The organism is Rodentibacter sp. JRC1 (genome assembly GCF_020521555.1).
Taxonomy (GTDB): Bacteria; Pseudomonadota; Gammaproteobacteria; order Enterobacterales; family Pasteurellaceae; genus Rodentibacter; species Rodentibacter abscessus.
Genome location: NZ_BPWA01000001.1, coordinates 1,826,195 through 1,844,865, shown reverse-complemented (window position 1 = coordinate 1,844,865; position 18,671 = coordinate 1,826,195). Strand labels below are relative to the sequence as shown.

At 39.0% G+C, this 18,671-nt stretch carries 15 protein-coding genes and 1 other annotated feature; of the genes, 3 read left to right on the top strand and 12 right to left on the bottom strand.

All coding sequences use genetic code 11. The features are described from left to right. Positions 1-65: 65 nt before the first annotated feature. From thrC to thrA, 5 genes are read right to left on the bottom strand one after another with little or no spacing between them, the layout of a single operon-like run. Positions 66-1,340 carry a threonine synthase gene (thrC, locus tag HEMROJRC1_RS08440; protein WP_226692497.1) on the bottom strand — a complete coding sequence of 425 codons (1,275 nt, stop codon included), beginning with the start codon at positions 1,338-1,340 and terminating at the stop codon, positions 66-68. A 16-nt stretch (positions 1,341-1,356) separates the two neighbouring features. After that, complete coding sequence (locus tag HEMROJRC1_RS08435; protein ID WP_226692496.1) at positions 1,357-1,995, bottom strand: HEPN domain-containing protein; 639 nt, start codon at positions 1,993-1,995, stop codon at positions 1,357-1,359. Next, positions 1,976-3,028, bottom strand: a complete 1,053-nt coding sequence (locus HEMROJRC1_RS08430) for a DUF262 domain-containing protein (RefSeq protein WP_226692495.1) — start codon at positions 3,026-3,028, stop codon at positions 1,976-1,978. Before HEMROJRC1_RS08430 ends, HEMROJRC1_RS08435 begins: the two co-directional genes overlap by 20 nt. A gap of 21 nt (positions 3,029-3,049) precedes the next feature. Continuing rightward, complete coding sequence (gene thrB / locus HEMROJRC1_RS08425; RefSeq protein ID WP_226692494.1) at positions 3,050-3,994, bottom strand: homoserine kinase; 945 nt, start codon at positions 3,992-3,994, stop codon at positions 3,050-3,052. 13 nt (positions 3,995-4,007) lie between these two features. Next, positions 4,008-6,455, bottom strand: coding sequence for a bifunctional aspartate kinase/homoserine dehydrogenase I (gene thrA, locus HEMROJRC1_RS08420; protein ID WP_226692493.1), 2,448 nt, complete (start codon positions 6,453-6,455; stop codon positions 4,008-4,010). Between the two features lie 34 nt (positions 6,456-6,489). Further along, positions 6,490-6,612: a sequence feature (Thr leader region), on the bottom strand. Between the two features lie 154 nt (positions 6,613-6,766). Between thrA and HEMROJRC1_RS08415 the strand changes: the two genes are divergently transcribed. After that, positions 6,767-7,471 (top strand): YggS family pyridoxal phosphate-dependent enzyme, encoded by a 705-nt coding sequence (locus HEMROJRC1_RS08415; protein WP_226692492.1) that lies wholly within the window; start codon positions 6,767-6,769, stop codon positions 7,469-7,471. Positions 7,472-7,623: 152 nt separating this feature from the next. Here HEMROJRC1_RS08415 and HEMROJRC1_RS08410 read toward each other — a convergent pair whose 3' ends face one another. From HEMROJRC1_RS08410 to HEMROJRC1_RS08385, 6 genes are all read right to left on the bottom strand, one after another. Then, positions 7,624-8,493, bottom strand: coding sequence for an HNH endonuclease signature motif containing protein (locus HEMROJRC1_RS08410; protein ID WP_226692491.1), 870 nt, complete (start codon positions 8,491-8,493; stop codon positions 7,624-7,626). Next, complete coding sequence (locus HEMROJRC1_RS08405) at positions 8,493-9,194, bottom strand: OmpA family protein (protein WP_226692490.1); 702 nt, start codon at positions 9,192-9,194, stop codon at positions 8,493-8,495. Before HEMROJRC1_RS08405 ends, HEMROJRC1_RS08410 begins: the two co-directional genes overlap by 1 nt. Before the next feature lie 12 nt (positions 9,195-9,206). After that, complete coding sequence (locus tag HEMROJRC1_RS08400) at positions 9,207-11,036, bottom strand: MotA/TolQ/ExbB proton channel family protein (protein WP_226692489.1); 1,830 nt, start codon at positions 11,034-11,036, stop codon at positions 9,207-9,209. A gap of 77 nt (positions 11,037-11,113) precedes the next feature. Continuing rightward, the gene (locus HEMROJRC1_RS08395; RefSeq protein ID WP_226692488.1) at positions 11,114-13,978 is read right to left on the bottom strand and encodes a valine--tRNA ligase; all 2,865 of its coding nucleotides are present in this window, start codon (positions 13,976-13,978) and stop codon (positions 11,114-11,116) included. Between the two features lie 343 nt (positions 13,979-14,321). Further along, positions 14,322-14,882, bottom strand: coding sequence for a hypothetical protein (locus HEMROJRC1_RS08390; protein WP_226692487.1), 561 nt, complete (start codon positions 14,880-14,882; stop codon positions 14,322-14,324). A gap of 25 nt (positions 14,883-14,907) precedes the next feature. Continuing rightward, the gene (locus HEMROJRC1_RS08385) at positions 14,908-15,336 is read right to left on the bottom strand and encodes a DNA polymerase III subunit chi (protein WP_226692486.1); all 429 of its coding nucleotides are present in this window, start codon (positions 15,334-15,336) and stop codon (positions 14,908-14,910) included. A 230-nt stretch (positions 15,337-15,566) separates the two neighbouring features. Here HEMROJRC1_RS08385 and fumC point away from each other — a divergent pair, with 230 nt between their 5' ends. Both fumC and HEMROJRC1_RS08375 read left to right on the top strand, forming a co-directional pair. Beyond that, entirely contained in the window at positions 15,567-16,961 is a 1,395-nt protein-coding gene (fumC, locus tag HEMROJRC1_RS08380; RefSeq protein WP_226692485.1) for a class II fumarate hydratase, read from the top strand. 109 nt (positions 16,962-17,070) lie between these two features. Beyond that, positions 17,071-17,673 (top strand): chalcone isomerase family protein, encoded by a 603-nt coding sequence (locus tag HEMROJRC1_RS08375; RefSeq protein ID WP_226692484.1) that lies wholly within the window; start codon positions 17,071-17,073, stop codon positions 17,671-17,673. 41 nt (positions 17,674-17,714) lie between these two features. Here HEMROJRC1_RS08375 and HEMROJRC1_RS08370 read toward each other — a convergent pair whose 3' ends face one another. Then, positions 17,715-18,605 (bottom strand): RimK family alpha-L-glutamate ligase, encoded by an 891-nt coding sequence (locus HEMROJRC1_RS08370; RefSeq protein ID WP_226692483.1) that lies wholly within the window; start codon positions 18,603-18,605, stop codon positions 17,715-17,717. Between the last annotated feature and the right edge of the window lie 66 nt (positions 18,606-18,671).

The window sequence follows — 18,671 nt, the reverse complement described above, 5'->3', positions numbered from 1 at the left end:
ACAGCACCCTACAATAATTTGTGTAACTGCTACATAACGACGGTGAAATTAACCGCACTTTTTTGTTATTTCAACAAATATGCACGTAACTGTGCGAAATCATTATCCATTTCATCAGAAAGCAATGGTAATTTATTGTGTTTATCCAAGGCTTCAGGAAGTGGTAGTTCGAGATTTAAAATACGCTCAACGGATTCTTTAAATTTCGCCGGGTGCGCAGTGCAAAGGAAAATACCGGTTTCGTTCGCATTAAGTTGATCTTTCAAAACTTGGTATGCAATCGCACCGTGTGGTTCGCAAATATAACCTTCAGAGTGCATTGCTTTTAAGGTTTCTTCCGTTTGTGCATCAGTAAGCATACCTGCACCCAAATCCGCTAAATTCCAACCGTTGCGTTTAAATAATTCCTCTACTCTCGGCCAGTTATTCGGTCGGCTTACATCCATTGCATTAGAGAGAGTGGCAACAGTCGATTTTGGCTCCCAGTTGCCGGATTGTAAATAACGTGGCACGGTATCATTAGCATTGGTTGAAGCAATAAAACGTGAGATCGGTAAACCTAAGGTTTTTGCAATCAATCCTGCCGTTAAATTTCCAAAGTTACCGCTTGGTACGGAAATCACCACATTATCACGTTTTGCTTTCGGTAACTGCGCAACCGCTTCAAAGTAATAACAAATTTGTGCAAGTAAGCGACTGATATTAATGGAATTTGCCGAATTTAAACCGATAGTTTCGCGTAATTCGGCATCATCAAAAGCTTGTTTCACCAATGCTTGGCATGCATCAAAATCGCCGTTAATTGCTACGGTACGAATATTGCCGCCAAGGGTGCAGAATAATTTCTCTTGTAATGGGCTGATTTTACCTTTCGGATATAAAATGACGACATTGATGTTTTCCAAACCATAGAATGCATGCGCCACCGCCGCACCGGTATCACCGGAAGTCGCAGTTAAAATAGTAATTTTTCCATCGCCTCTTACCGCTGCTAAGGCTTGCGCCATAAAGCGACCGCCAAAGTCTTTAAAAGCCAGTGTCGGCCCGTGGAAAAGCTCAAGCGCGTAAATGTTGTCTTGTACTTTTTCTAAAGGTGCCGGAAAAGTAAACGCATTTTTAACCATTGCATTCAAAATTTCCGTCGGAATTTCATCACCGATAATCGCAGAAAGTATTTTCTGGCTGCGTTCAACAAGCGAAAGATCGAGCAATTCATCGATATTGGAGAGTTGCGGAATCGTTTCCGGAAAAAATAGTCCCAGATCTTTACCCAACCCTTGACGAACCGCCTGAGCGAAATTGACTTGTTGTTCCGGGTGTTTGATATTGTATAAGTTCATAATAATTTGACTGTCCTCAATTATTAGTTATATAAATAGAATTTATTATCCCATCTTTTATCGTTGACATATAGTTATCCACTGTCTCTATATACTGAGAAATATCTGATAACGAAATATCTATGGCATCATCATTTCTATGAATAATATCATTTCGTTTGTTAACTATAGCTGTAATTTGATCTTTTATCGGTTTATCTCTAACAACGTTTGCTAACTCAACTCCTAATAACTCAAAAACATTAAAAGTCTTTTTTATATTTCCTGAAATTTTATTACAATCAAAAAACTCCTCTATATTTTCCTTTGTAGGTGAGACAAAGAAGTCAATGTTATTAATAGAAGATTCACAATGTTTTTTATCAAAATTTTTCCAAGAATTAAAACTTGCTGACACGAATACTCTAGGAACTCGATATTGGTTAATACAAGCACAATGTCGTTCAAATAATTTAGTTGCTATTTCTATTAAATAAGATTCCAAATAAGTACAAAGATTTACAATATAACTTCTAGAAAAAAAGTTAACATGAACACTAGAAAATAAAATATCATTATCATTAATAACTCTAGTTTCAGTTTCTTTCACAATTAACTTAAGCGTCTCTAATAAATCGTGATATTTTTCATATACATTAAGATATTCCTGCTGCATTATCATCAACCTTTGAAACAATTTCATCTAAAAGTCTTTTCCATAATTTTCTACGTTTAGTAATTGATGCTCGTGTTTGAACACTTCTCTTCAATGTTTTACTAAAGTCTTCTGTTTCACATAGCTCCTTATATTTTTCTCTAATTTGTGATGAAAATCTATTAATTACATAATCAGATAAATTTCCAACAGAGTACATTTGTAAATCATAATGAACTATAGCTTTAGATTTCATGTCTCTTTTACGAGATAAATTTAAGAATACCTCATCACCAAAAACTTCTCTACAGTTCTTTAATGCTCGTTTGAATTTTTCTCTATATAAATCTATATTTATATTTGTTTCATTAGCTCTTTCTTCTATATAAGTATCTAAGTATTCCTTAAGTTTATCTGAATAATTAGATAAATTATCATTACTTGATAAAGCGAAATAACGCAAGACTAATTCAACTTTATCGGTCTCATCCTTAATATGATTAAATTTATAATCTTTCAACTCCACAACTAATTCATCAAGTAAATCATTAAACTTACTAGGATACAGAGCATGCCTAATTTCTTGATCTGTTAATGTTACAGCACCTTGATTTAATCGAGCAAAAATTTCTCTAATTAAATCTTGAGAATTATCTTTACGTAAAATAATACAACGAATAGTTGTATTTTCTAATTCATTCTTATACTCTCCTAATTCAGAAAATTTCTTTCCTTCTAAATTAGAAAAAGCTGTCATTCCCTCTAAAGCAAACTCATCGTCAAAAAACTTCTGAATTGTAGTTAATCTCTGGACACCATCAATAACTATATGATTATTATCATAATCTTCTGCAAAATAACATGATGGCAAGGGAATTCTCATTAAACATGACTCAATAAACTTTGAGGCTCTTCCCCATCCTTTCTTATCCCATTTATATTTTCTTTGAAAATCAGGATCTAGTTTAAGCTTTTTATCTTTAATCCTTGATTTTAATGTTTCAAATGGATAATCAATTGGATATAAATTTAAATGTTTATTTAATTCGGTCATTACTTATTTTCCTATATTTTTCTAATTCAATTCGCACGCACCAATATTATCAACTTTGCATATATGCACAAAACCCTCATTATTTTGTAAATAATGGCTTTCCAAATAAGTCGCCAGTTTTGTTGCCGTTTGTAAATTCGGTGCGATAGAAAAAATCGTAGGGCCTGAACCGGAAATACCGGTTGCTAATGCGCCTAAATCACGTGTCGCTTGTTTCACTTCTGCGAAGTTTGGCAACAATGACTCTCGATAAGGCTCCGCAATGACATCTTTCATCATAATCGCCGCCAAATTTTCTTGGTGCGTATGACAAGCGTGAACAAAGCCACCTAAATGGCGACCGTGAGTAATAACATCTTGGCGGGTATAGCTTTTTGGCAAAATTGCACGGGCCTCGGCTGTGGAAACTTCAATTCCCGGATAAGCCAACACCCAATACCAATTATCAAAAAACGGCAATTTTTGGCAAATATTGCCAAGAGATTGCACCATAAACTGCACACCGCCAAGATAGCAAGGGGCTACATTGTCATAATGAATCGAGCCTGAAATACGCCCTTCTAATTCACCCATCATTTCAAGCAGTTCCATTTTAGAAAAAGGCTCATTATGAAACCGATTCAATGCTACCAATGCCGCCACAATGGAGCAAGCACTAGAGCCGAGCCCCGATCCAATCGGCATATTTTTTTCAAGGGTTAAACGCAATGGCTTCACATTACCACCGCGTAATTTTAACCGTTCACTAAACAGCACATAGGCTTGATATACAATATTTTTTTGCGGCTCTTTAGGTAATTTACGGACAAAATAACCCGCACTTTCCAATTCAAAGCCGCTTGCGATAGATTCGATTTGAACCACATCGCCTAATAACGAGCCGTCAATCGGAGAAATTGCAGCCCCTAAAGTATCAAAACCTACGCTAATATTTGCGCTGGAAGCCGGTGCATAAATTCGTAACATTGGACATTCCTTATTAATGTTGTAATGTTCTTAAAATATCCGCAAAGATCCCCGCAGCAGTCACCGCATTGCCTGCACCATAACCACGCAATAATAACGGGATCGGTTGATAATAGCGTGTGTAGAAAGCCAACGCATTTTCACCGTCTTTTACTTTATAAAGCGGGTTGTTTTGCTCTACCGCAACAATCGAAACTTTACACTTACCATCGCTGATTTGCCCTACATAGCGTAAAACTTTATCTTCTGCTTTGGCGGCCTCAACACGCGCTTTAAAATCGGCATCCAACTGTGGCAACATTGCCATAAACTCCTCAGCGGATTTTCCTTCGGAAAATCCTTTCGGCAGCACGCCTTCTACTTCAACATCAGATAGTTCTAACTCCAAACCGGCCTCACGGGCTAAAATCAAAAGTTTACGCGCTACATCTTGACCGGATAAATCATCACGAGGATCCGGCTCGGTAAAGCCTTTCTCACGTGCAAGTGCGGTCACTTCCGAAAGAGAAAATCCTTCTTCTAATTTACCGAAAATAAAAGAAAGTGAGCCGGACAAAATCCCTTCAAAACGCTCTAATTCATCACCGGCGGCAAGAAGATTTTGCAAGTTCTCAATCACCGGTAAGCCCGCACCGACATTGGTTTCGTATAAGAATTTGTGTTGTCCCGCTTGAGCATTTTTACGTAATTCGTAATAATACGTCAACTCACGCGTGTTCGCTTTTTTGTTTGGCGTGACGACATGGAAGCCTTCTTTTAAAGCTCTTGCATAAAGCCCTGCAACTGATTCCGCAGAGGTACAATCAACAAATACAGGATTGACCACATGGTGCAATTTAATAAAAGAAAGTAGCACATCAAAATCGGAAGGTTGGGTTGCATTTTCAAGATCGTTTTTCCAATCATCTAAATTTAAGCCGTTTTCATCAAGCAACATACGGTTGGAGTTTGCAATTGCGCAGACGCGAATTTCAATATCCTTCTTCGCCAGATACTCCTTTTGTCGCTTTACCTGCTCAATCAGCTCTCCACCTACTCCACCGACACCGACAAGAAACATATCTACCACTTTCTTCTTATTGAAAAGTGCTTGGTGAGTGGCTTTCACCGCCTCAATCGCTTTATTTTGTGGTACAACGGCAGAAATCGAACGTTCGCTCGACCCCTGCGCAATGGCAACAATACTAATGTTCGCTTGCGCGAGTGCGGAGAAGAAACGCGCCGCAATGCCTTTCGCTTCTTTCATTCCATCACCTACAACGGAGATGATCGACATATCTTTAATCACCTCAATCGGTTCCAATTGATTTGCATTCAATTCATTCGCAAATTCCGCCTCAAGTGCGGCTTTCGCCGCTTCTGCCGATTTCACCGGTACACAGAAACTAATACTATATTCAGAAGAAGATTGCGTGATTAAAATGACGGAGATTCCGGCTTTTGACATCACCGAAAATACGCGGGACGCCATTCCCACCATACCTTGCATTCCCGGGCCTGATACATTAAACATCGCTAAATTATCTAAATTGGTGATGCCTTTTACCTGCAAACCTTCGGATTTCACACTTCCATCAATAATAGAGCCTGCCGCAGACGGATTACCGGTATTTTTTATCACACAAGGAATATTTTGCGGCAATAAAGGGCCAATAGTACGTGGGTGAATAACTTTTGCGCCAAAATAAGAAAGCTCCATCGCTTCACGATAAGAAAGGGTCGGGAGTAAACGTGCATCCGGCACTAAACGCGGATCACAAGTATAAACGCCATCTACATCCGTCCAAATTTCACACACGCTCGCACCTAAACAGGCGGCTAAGCAAGCTGCGGAGTAATCGGAGCCGTTACGACCTAAAAGCACCAATTCCCCTTTCTCATTACCCGCAGTAAAACCTGCCATTAAAACAACCTTGTCTTTCGCAATACTTGACGCGTCAACACGCTTAGTCGATTCCGCAATCTCCACGGAGGATTCCAAATAACCGCCTTTTGCCAATAATTGTTTCACTGGATCGACAATATGCACCGCATAACCACGCGCTTCAAACCAAGCCTTCATCATTGCGATAGAAAGTTTTTCACCGCGACAATCAATAGTCGCTTTAACTGCATCTTCCACTTTTCCTGCTTGACGAATTTCGTCCAATAGATCTTTAATTTGAGCAAATTCCGCATCAATGAGCGCTTTCGTCCCGTCTAAATCAAATTGATTATTTTCAGCATATAGCCCATTGATAATATTATAGAAAATTTCAATTGCTTCGTTGAAATGCGTATCGGTCAGTTGATTTAAGGCGGCTTTTTCAGAAAGGGCTACGAGGTGATTGGTGATTTTCGCAGGGGCGGATAACACACCGGCTGCCTGCTCTTCCAAATGGGCTTGCTCAATAAGTTTCGCCGCTTGGGAAAAACGTTCCGAATTAGCAAGCGAAGTGCCGCCAAATTTAAGTACGCGCATAATTGATTCTCCTAGAAAGTTGTATTTTTTAATCTATAAAAAAACCCGCATTCGATCAGATTGCGGGTTTTATGTATCCTGTATTTTATGCACTAACCCGCGCCATTAAACATCGTAATGGTGAGCATAATAATGGTCATGGTGAAAGTGCGGTTGTTTTTCATTGTGTTTTTTTATCTTTCAAAAAAGAATGCGCTAAGAAATACCGAAATTTACCTAGCTTGTCAAACAGAAAATCATAATTTACCCGAATTTTTCTCAAGACACTAAATTTCGTGTAAACTAACCGCACTTTAAACAGGGAGAATTCAGTGAATATTCAACAAAATTTGCAACAAATTCATCAACGCATTCATATCGCTTGTGAACAGGTTCAACGAACATCTAATGCGGTGAAACTACTTGCCGTTTCTAAAACCAAACCGATTTCTGATATTTTAACCGCCTACCAAGCCGGGCAAACCGCATTTGGTGAAAACTATGTGCAAGAAGGTGTAGAAAAAATTCAATCTTTTACCGAACAAGGAATTGCTCTCGAATGGCATTTTATCGGCCCTTTACAATCAAATAAAAGCCGTTTGGTGGCGGAATATTTCGATTGGATGCAAACCCTTGATCGCGCAAAAATCGCCAATCGTTTAAACGAACAACGCCCGACAAATAAAGCACCGTTAAATGTGCTGATTCAAATTAATATTAGTGATGAAGCGAGTAAATCAGGTATTCACCCCGAAGAAATGCTTGAGTTAGCAAAACACATCGAAAATCTACCGCACTTACGTTTACGTGGCTTAATGACAATTCCCGCCCCCACAGAAAACATTGAAGAACAAGAAAGTGCATTCAAAAAAATGGCGGATTTATTTGAACAGCTCAAACAAGCCTTCCCAAATCAACAAATCGACACCCTTTCGATGGGAATGACGGACGATATGCCAAGTGCAATAAAGTGCGGCTCAACAATGGTGCGTATCGGTACGGCGATTTTCGGAGCAAGAGATTATTCGCCGAAATAATAAGCTTGCCGACAACAAAAAACGCTGGCTATAAAGCCAGCGTTTCCTACCCATTATAGTGCCTCAATCGCCTTATACTGTTCACGGATTTTTTCCAATCCGGATTGGTATTCCGCCATTTTCTCACGTTCTTTAGCAATCAGGCATATTAACTAAAAAGGGATATCATCTAAGTCCCAAGCAGATTCAGCTCTTAACTTCGCTAATAGTTGCTTATCTTCATTCAAAACACTCATATGCTCATGTTTAGGCTGTTTGCAATGACATTCCACACAAAGCACTGCTAGATTACTTATTCGGTTATCTTTAGTTACTCCATTCTTATGGTGGGTATGTAGCAAGTGTCGATATTGCCGCAAATTAACTCCACATTCATCACAGCAAAAATCTCTTTTCTCCTTTTCCCGTTGAGAAATATACTTCCAATCATCGCTGTAACCGGGAGTAAGATCTAAATCTGGATTGGTATGAAAATAGGGTTTATAGATCTCAAAAAACTCTTTAAAGGAAAAATTTGCCCAAATCTCATTTTTTTCTTGCCTAGATGTTTGAGCATAATTTTTATAATTGAGTTGAGATAAGCAGTTTTTACAGGCTTTCAACACGACTTCACCTGAAACGATTTGCCCTTGCTGGTTTAGGGCAGTAATTTCTACGAGTCCCTCAAGGTTATTGGTAGCACGATAACGCTCATAACGCCCGATTTGACGCATTTTCTCTAAAGTTTCGCAATTGGAAAAATGCAGGCGATTGCCATTTCCCCCATTTTGTATAATGGCTTCTATGGATTGCCGCCCTTTTGTATGATCAGGGATAAACAAAATAACCACTTCCCCTTGAAAAAGAGGGAGTTCACTCCCTTCTTTGGTTTTAATCCATTCAATATCGCCCGGCTGAATTTGTACTCCTTGAGCCGTTTTCAGTGGAGGCAAACGTACCCCAAAACCTGTTGAAAATTTTATCTGTTCACCCATTTGCCGAACTGCCTGCTCAAGAGCGGTCAAATTTATGTTTAATTTCATTATTTCATCTCAATAATTTTCTTAATTTGAATATCAGCATTGGTGATAATTCTAAAGCTCACTCGGCGAGATTTTTCTTCATTTTCTAGGCCATTTTCAATAATTGTTTTAGAGGAAGATAACCCTACAGCAGCAAGATGTGATTTGATCCAATTTCTTTGTTTAAATCCAATACTCTCTAATTCATAAACATATTTTAATACACTCCGAGTACGTTCTTGTGATAGTGCCATATTTAAGAAATAGGCTTCATCATCTGAAACCAATTTATTCCAATGACTTGATGTATGCCCTTCAATACGTATTTCATTAATAGAACCTAAATAAGGTTGAATTGCATTTAAATAGCGGGGGAAAAAATCGGATAAAATCTTTCGATATTTCGTATTTAAATCAGACTTTCCTATATTAAACAAAACATCGGGAGATTTAAAAACAAAAGTTAAATCCTGATCAATTTCTGCATTCCAAGAAATTAGATCGTCTTTAAATTCGTTTATCAAAGTTTCATAAATCGCAACCTGATTTTGTTGATAAGTGAGTGCAACTTCTTCAATTTTTTGTTTTTCCATTTGAATATTACGCATAAAGCTAATTGCAATAAATAAAAACAAAATCATCAATCCGGACATTAAATCAGAGATTGGTAGCCACTGAGAATCATCATCATTTTTTTGAGTCAGTTTTGATAAATCAATCATAAAAACGATTCCCTAGTGTTGTTCCACAATATTTTTCATCGCTTTCACCAGTTGCTCATAATCTTGAGTAAAACGCCCTGTGATTGTCGCTAATGAACTTCCCATTTGATTTAAAACACGTTCAAGTTCAGTCTGAATTGATTGATCGATGAGCTCAAGTTGTTTTTCAACTTGTTGAGCTAAAATTGTACGAGACTCTTTTAATATTTGATCATTATTTTCACCTAGCTGGCTAATAATTTTACTATTTTCAGATGCATGATTCTTTAAAATTTGTTGGAAAGAATTGAGCAATTCTGTTTGAGTATGCTCAAGAGAGCGGCTAACTCCTGCCAGCATTTTTTCGAGCTGTTCCGTTGTTTGAAGTACAGTTTTTTGAGCAAGCATACTAACATCACCACATTTCTCCGCTGTGTCTTTAATACATTGCTGGACCTGTTCGGTACTCTCAGAGAAATTTTCTGAAATTTGCGCAAGTTGATTATTTATAGTTCGATTATGATCGATGAGAGATTCAGATTGCTCAGCTAAGCGTTGGTTCATCACTCCGGATTGCGTGATGTAATTTTCCGTTGCTTGACTTACCCCTTCTACCATTTTTTGAATGTGAGTTTGTATCATAGGTAACGCATTGACAGCCTTTTCACGAAGTTGGGCAAAAGCACTCAAATGTTCATTTAAATACACAATTTGTTGCTGATTCGTGGTAATCACTTGCTCAAGATTTTGCATACTTTGTGGGATAGTTTGAGTAGACTTCTCAATATTTCCAACTGCTTGTTCCGTTTCACTAATAGCAGCAACTCCAAGCTGATATTGCTTGATCATTTCGACTAGTTGCTGTTTATAATTTTCTTGCCATTCTACCAATAAATTAACCGCCCTGTTTAATTCTTTAAAATTCTCTCCGAATTGCTCGGTTAAATTATGATTAAAATCCCGAATTACCTGATTTAGGGCCTCAATCACCGTTTCAGTGGCAGATTTCGATAAAATATCGGCAAAACTTTTTAGCTGAATTTCAAGATTTTGTTCAAAATGATTGAAGTTTGTTTGACCATTTTCAATAAGCTGTTTTGCACTATTAAATTGCTCACTTAGTTGATTGCGTAACTGCATTATTTGCCCTAAAAGACTATTATCGGAATCAGATCCTATAGCTCTTGTAAGTGATAATAGCGATTCATTTTGTGTAGAATAAAAGGCTTGTATGTTATCCTGATGGGCATTTTGTTGCTGTTTAAAATCTCTAAATAAATCAACTAACTGTGTCAATTGCTCGATTTGATGAGTAGATAATTTACTTATTCTAGTTTGTTGTAAATCGACATTATTTTTAAATTCACCTAGTTGCATCACTAATTGTTCAATTAACTCTGCTTGTTGGTAAAAAGTTTGAATAAGGAATTCACTATCATTAGATTGTTGTTCTTGCTTATAACATAATGTATGTATTATTTTAAAACTAATAGAAAGAAAAACTCCAATAACACTAGTCAAAAATGCTGTTTTCATTCCAGCTAATAAGTGCGTAATACTGCTATCAATATCTTGCGGGTTAAATTCTAGTAATCCAATCACTATACCGGTAAATGTTCCAAGAATCCCAATAGAGGTTAAAAAAGTTGGAGTTGATTGGATAAAAGCTTTTAATTTTCCTATTGTTTTAATCAACAAAAAAGAAAATAAAAATAAGCAGAACATTGCAAAATAAAATGCAGTTGTTATTTTTTCTGCTGAAATTTGCATAAAAAACTGTTGCCCGAATAAAGAGGCAAAGCTTGCAATAAAATAACTGGCTAAGATAGAAAGGATAAAAGCAAAAATAAAGTAAATTTTCATAATTTAAATTGTGTAGACTCTAGATACTTATAAAAAATGTAGCTAAATAAAATTTAGCTACATTTCACTTTTACTGATTATAAATTTTCAATCGCCTTATACTGTTCACGGATTTTTTCCAATCCGGATTGGTATTCCGCCATTTTCTCACGTTCTTTTGCAATCACCGCTTCCGGTGCTTTTGCGACAAAAGCTTCATTGCTGAGTTTGCCTTCAATACGTTTAACTTCATTTTGATATTTTTCAATCTCTTTAGTTAAACGAGCAAGTTCGGCTTCCTTATTGATGAAGCCTGCCATAGGCACAAGAAGTTCCGTATTGCCCACCAGTTTTGCCACTGCAAGCGGTGCTGTTTCACCTTCATTTAGCACTGTTACGCCATCAAGTTTCGCCATTACGCATAAAAGTGCGGTCTGTTTTTCAAGGATTTTTTGTTCTTCTGCATTGATATTGCGGAATAATAAATCCAAACCTTTACTTGGTGCGATATTGCATTCCGCACGAATATTACGTACTGCAACAATCACCTCTTTTAACCAGTTGATTTCACTTTCTGCATTTGTGTCGAATGCAGCTTCATTCACACTTGGGAATGGTTGCAACATAATGCTATCCGCTTCAATACCCACAAAACCTTTCACTTTTTGCCAAATTTCTTCGGTAATAAACGGAATTAATGGGTGCGCTAAACGTAGCAACTGTTCTAACACACGTACTAATGTTTGACTTGCTGCACGAATTTGTGCGGTACTACCATTGGCAAAAACCGGTTTGGTCAATTCTAAGTACCAATCACAAAATTGGTTCCAAGTGAACTCGTAGATAACATTCGCACACAAGTCAAAACGATATTGGTTCAATCCGCTACGGAATGTTTCCACTGTGCGATTAAATGCCGATTCAATCCAACGATCCGCCACGGAAAATTCGATTTCACCGTCGCTTAAATCTAATTTATCGTTGGTGAGAACAAAACGGCTGGCATTCCATAACTTATTGCAGAAGTTGCGGTAACCTTCCAAGCGTTTCATATCCCAGTTAATATCACGACCATTGCTCGCCAATGCCGCAAGAGTGAAACGTAAGGCATCCGTACCGTGCGCTGCAATGCCTTCCGGGAATTGTTTTGCGGTCGATTTCGCTATTTTTTCTGCAAGCTGTGGCTGCATCATATTGCCGGTACGTTTTTCAAGTAAATCTTCAAGGGAAATGCCATCGATCATATCAATCGGATCAAGCACATTACCTTTGGATTTTGACATTTTCTGCCCTTGCTCATCACGAATTAAACCCGTTACATAAACGGTTTTAAACGGTACTTGCGGTTTGCCGTTTTCATCTTTGATGAAGTGCATGGTGAACATAATCATTCGGGCGACCCAGAAGAAAATGATGTCAAAACCTGTGATTAGCACATCGGTCGGGTGGAACATTTTCAGTTCTTTCGTTTGCTCCGGCCAGCCGAGGGTCGAGAAAGTCCATAAACCTGATGAGAACCAAGTATCCAATACGTCTTCATCTTGTTTTAATGGCAAATCGGCAGAAAGGTTGTATTTTGACCGCACTTCTGCTTCATCACGAGCCACATAAACGTTACCTGCTTCATCATACCATGCCGGAATGCGGTGTCCCCACCAAAGTTGGCGGGAAATACACCAGTCTTGAATATCCCGCATCCAAGAGAAATACAGGTTTTCATATTGCTTCGGCACAAATTGAATTTCACCCTCTTCCACCGCTTTCGTTGCTACTTCGGCAAGGGGTTTAACGCTAACGTACCATTGATCTGTCAACATCGGTTCAATCGGCACACCACCACGATCACCGTAAGGTACTTTGAGATCATGCGGTTTAATTTCTTCTAATAAACCCAAACGCTCAAAATCTTCCACGATTTTTTTACGCGCGGCAAAACGTTCTAAACCTTGATAATCTTCAGGAATAAGTGCGGTGTAATTTGGCAAAGTTTTTCCGTCAAAACCGATCACTTCCGCCTCATGACGAATATCTGCATTAAACGTAAAAATGTTTACCAAAGGTAACTGATGGCGTTTACCCACTTCATAGTCGTTAAAGTCGTGTGCCGGTGTGATTTTTACACAACCTGTTCCAAATTCCCGATCCACATAATCATCAGCCACAATTGGAATTTCACGATTTGCAAGCGGTAGGATTACACTTTTCCCAATCAAAGATTGATAACGTTCATCTTCCGGATGAACCGCTACGGCGGTATCCCCCAGCATTGTTTCAGGACGGGTGGTTGCCACCACTAAGTAATCTTTCCCTTCTGCGGTTTTTGCTCCATTTGCCAACGGATAGCGGAAATGCCAAAGCGAGCCTTTGCTCTCTTTATTTTCCACCTCAAGATCAGAAATAGCGGTATGTAATTTAGGATCCCAGTTTACCAAACGTTTACCGCGGTAAATCAATCCCTCTTCGTGCAAACGAACAAATACCTCTTTCACCGCATTAGATAAACCTTCGTCCATCGTGAAACGCTCACGCTCCCAATCAATAGAATTACCTAAACGGCGCATTTGTTGCCCGATCGTACCGCCTGAATAAGCTTTCCATTCCCAGATTTTATCAATAAAGGCATCACGTCCGTAATCGTGGCGGGTTTTGCCTTCTTCGGCAGCAATTTTACGCTCCACCACCATTTGAGTGGCGATCCCTGCATGATCCGTACCGGTTTGCCAAAGGGTGTTATTACCTTCCATACGGTTAAAACGGATTAAAGTATCCATCAAGGTTTGTTGGAAAGCGTGTCCCATATGCAAACTCCCCGTTACATTCGGCGGCGGAATCGCAATACAATAACTTGGAACGTTCGGATTCTCGGAAGGCTTAAAATACCCCTGTTCTTCCCAGTGTTTATAAAGTGCTTGTTCTACTGCAGACGGATTAAAACGGTCTGCCATTTCAAATTTTTGGGTCATTGTTGTTCTCTTAATAATATTTAAATTTATTTAGGTAATAATCTTTAAAAGGGTAGGGTGCGTTGAGCTTTGCGTAACGCACCATTTCATCTATTGGTGCGTTACGGCTCCGCCTAACAGCACCCTACGGTGATTTGTGTAAATGCTACATAATACTAATTAATTTAATCACAAGGTTATTTTGCATACTCAATCACTTCTTCACATCCATCAGGATAATAACGAACAATAGAAAGTCAGAACTTCATGCTTTTTCTTTTCATTCATCCAAGCCGTAAAAAGAATTCTAAGCTGTTTTTGTTGGGCTAAAATTTCTTCTTTCGTCATTTGGTATCCTATTACTTTACTGATTCAACCGAATCTCATCTATCACTCGTTTAATTTCCTCAGACAAACGGCGTTCTTCTTGGCGACAGAAACTATTATCGCCTAATTTTGCCGCTTCCGCCGGGCAACGTACTTGCTCATATTGTGATTCAAGCGCGTTGAGTAAGGCTTTTTGTTCTTCTAAGTAACTATTTTTACTACCGGCTTTCGTTGATTTTTTTACTTTCTTCTTATTTTCTTTCTTTACTTCATTTTCAGCAACGGCAGATTTTTCTGTTTTTACAACGTCGGATACCGCTTCGGTCTCTTCTGTTTTTATCTTTTCAGCCATACCATTTTCTGCTATCAAAGTATTTGTTTCCGGTTTAGCGGTATTGTCTGTAGCTGTGGACTCAATCGCTTTTTCGGTTTCCTCCACATTTGAAGCTTCTGCCTTTTGTGGAGCTTGAACCACATAGTTTTCCGCAAGTGCGGTCGATTTTTCCGTTGTTTTCGTTTCTTGATTGTCGCAAGCCGTTAAAACGAAAACACTTGAGCCAAGTAAGAGAGACAAAGCAAATTTCATTGATGATTTCATAGTAAACTCCATTAATTAAAAAATATTACGCATTTTCCGTGGAAAGTTGCCAACCTTGCATACGTAATTGTTTATAACGTTCTCGTGCTTGTGCCTTTTGAATTTCATCTGTGGGAACAAAATCAATTAGTTGGGTAAAACTATGGCTAAATTCAGGCACTTCCTGTTGTAAATTAATTAATAAATCACGACGTTGTGCATTACGTTTTCCATGCCACGAAATTTCAATCGGCGTTGGATATTGTGTTGCTTCGCCTGATAAATTATGTGGTACGAATTCACTAGGCTCACGCTGCCAAAGCGCTTCATCAATATCATGTGCTTGCCGTTCCGTTTCACAAGCGATCAAAATCCGTTTTCCCAAACGCCATGCCGAGGCAGCTAAATTGCATGCGAGTTGTTCAACGGTAAGGCTTTGTTCTGTCAAAATGTAAAACTGCGCATTTTTTACCATTTTTGTCTCAATTTTACCAAGCTACAAATTTTGCGATTGTATCGAAAAAGAGGAAAAAAATAAACGATTTAATCGTGAGTTGAGCTGGCAAATAAAAACACGTATAAAATCGACCGCACTTTTATGATCTATATCACAAAACTGATTTTTGGCATTTTCGTTGCGTTCCATTCATAACTCTGAAGTGTTAGAATTATGCCAATTTTTGTTCTATTAATAGGAGTATCACAATGGCATTTCGTATTGAAAAAGACACGATGGGTGAAGTTCAGGTTCCTGCCGATAAATATTGGGCGGCACAAACCGAACGTTCACGCAATAATTTCAAAATCGGCCCTGAAGCCTCTATGCCGCATGAAGTTATTGAAGCTTTTGGTTATTTGAAAAAAGCGGCCGCATTTGCAAACCATGATTTAGGCGTGTTATCTGCTGAAAAACGTGATTTAATCGCACAAGCCTGTGATGAAATTCTTGCCAATAAATTAGATGATCAATTCCCGCTCGTTATTTGGCAAACCGGCTCCGGCACACAATCCAATATGAATGTGAATGAAGTGGTGGCAAACCGTGCACACGTTTTACACGGCGGTAAACTCGGTGAAAAATCAATCATTCACCCAAACGATGACGTGAATAAATCACAATCTTCAAACGATACTTTCCCAACAGCAATGCACATTGCCGCATACAAAAAAGTGGTGGAACATACCATTCCTTGTGTAGCACGTTTACAGAAAACTTTCGCAGCAAAATCCGAAGCCTTTAAAGACGTGGTGAAAATTGGTCGTACCCATTTAATGGATGCAACACCATTGACGCTCGGTCAAGAATTTTCCGCTTATGCGGCGCAGTTAGAGTTTGGCTTACGTGCATTAAAAAATACCCTACCGCACTTAAGCCAATTGGCATTAGGCGGAACGGCAGTAGGTACCGGTTTGAACACACCAAAGGGCTATGATGTGAAAGTCGCAGATTACATTGCGAAATTCACCGGTCTTCCGTTTGTGACCGCCGACAACAAATTTGAAGCCTTGGCTGCACATGATGCCATTGTTGAAACGCACGGTGCGTTACGTCAATTAGCCATGAGCTTATTCAAAATTGCAAACGACATTCGTTTATTAGCCTCAGGCCCTCGCTCCGGTATCGGTGAAATCTTAATTCCTGAAAATGAACCGGGTTCTTCCATTATGCCGGGCAAAGTTAATCCGACCCAATGCGAGGCAATGACGATGGTATGCGCGCAAGTATTCGGTAACGATACCACCATCGCTTTTGTCGGTTCGCAAGGGCATTTCCAATTGAACGTATTCAATCCGGTGATGATTGCAAACTTCTTACAATCCGCCCAATTATTGGGTGATGCTTGCGTCTCTTTCGATGAACACTGTGCCGTAGGCATTGAGCCGAATTATCCGCGTATTAAACAACAGCTTGAAAATTCATTAATGTTGGTGACTGCACTGAATACGCATATCGGCTATGAAAATGCGGCGAAAATTGCAAAAACAGCACACAAAAACGGTACGACATTACGTGAAGAAGCGATTAATCTCGGCTTAGTCTCAGCAGAAGATTTCGACAAATGGGTTCGTCCTGAAGATATGGTGGGTAGCTTAAAATAAACTTCCTTCCGAAATAAGGGTCAAAGGCGGGCATCGGCTCGCCTTTTTATTTGTATTTTTTGAGGGCTTTTTCTATAATCCGCCCAACATTGAACTGTGAAATAACAATATGAAAATAAAATATCTTTTTGCGGCAATTTCCCTACTTTTTTCAACCGCACTTTCTGCCCATTGGCAACATGTCGGCAATGCGGAATACACTTGGGGACCGTTCCATGTTTATAGCGTAGCGCTTTCATCTGAAACCGGTTCATATCAGGAGAATCAACGTCCATTAATGTTTTCCATCAAATACGGGAAACCGATTGAAGGAAAAAATTTTGCAATTAGCCTCATTAAAGAAATGGAAGCGCAACAAGCAAGCACAGATGATACTAACGCCTGGTTAAAAAAGATGCAGGAAATCTTTCCTGATTTTTCACCAAATGATATTTTAAATTTTGTCGCCTTAGACAATAAAGGCTATTTTATTGTCAATGACACGGTACTCAGTCACGAATTTGATGCGAAATTTACCGAAGCCTTTGTAAATATTTGGCTTTCCCCTAAAAGTAGCTTCTTAAAATTACAACCTCAACTGCTCGGCAAAGAAAAGAGCGGTCAAAATAGTAAAGAATTTCAATATCAACCGGCGAGCGAACCTTTCGATGAAGAAAATCCTATGCCGGAACTTCCGCCCAATTATGAGTTAAAAAAAGATTTAAAAGGCTAATTTTTCACACAGCGGGGCGAACGTAAGGCTCGCCTTTTCGATCAAATCTGCGTTTCCAAATACAGCATTATCTGCAACGCAATATCGACACCGCTCGTTTTCTCAATCATTTCTAAGCCGGGACTTGCGTTTACTTCCAATACTAACAACTCTGATTTTGAACGGATCAAATCGACACCGGCGACATCCAACCCCAAAGCTTTTGCGGCTTTCACGGCAATTTGCTTTTCTTCATTCGTCAAATGGATTTCTCGGGCAGAGCCGCCTTGATGAACATTGGCACGAAACTCCCCTGCTTGTCCTATGCGTTGCATACTTGCCACAACCCGTTCACCAATCACAAAGCACCGGATATCCGTTCCCTTCGCTTCTTCAATGAAATCTTGCAATAACACAGGCACACCCGCTTGTTTCAAAGTATCCAAAATACTGACCGCACTTTGCGTCTTTTCAGCCAACATCACACCAACGCCTTGCGAACCGCTTAAGGTTTTTATTATCAATGGAAAATCCGCTTGCCGAACTGAGAATTTGGATTCAACTTCAATGCCGGATAATCGGCCGGGTGGTACGGCAATGCCGTGTTCTAATAAAATTTGCAGACTTTTCCATTTATCACGCGCCATTAAAAATGCGTTTTCGTTATTCAAGCAATAAATTCCCTTTGCCTGAAAATGACGCAATACCGCACAGCCCATTTTAGTGCTTGTCGTCCCAAAACGGGGCAAAACGGCATCGTAATGAGGTAAAAGGTAAGGTTCACCTTCCAGAGGCTGATAATAAATAACAAAGTGCGGTGCATTTTTTGTGAGTTTTAAAATGCAGCGATTCGGATCTAGAATATCCATTTCGTGCCCGCATTGTTCCGCTGCTTCTTTCAAACGCCAGCAGCTATATAAACGCGGTTCTCGACAAAGCATTAACAATTTCATAAAGGATTCCAAAGTAAAAATAGCGACACATTATATAGTGAATTCAATCAAAATGGATACAAATCG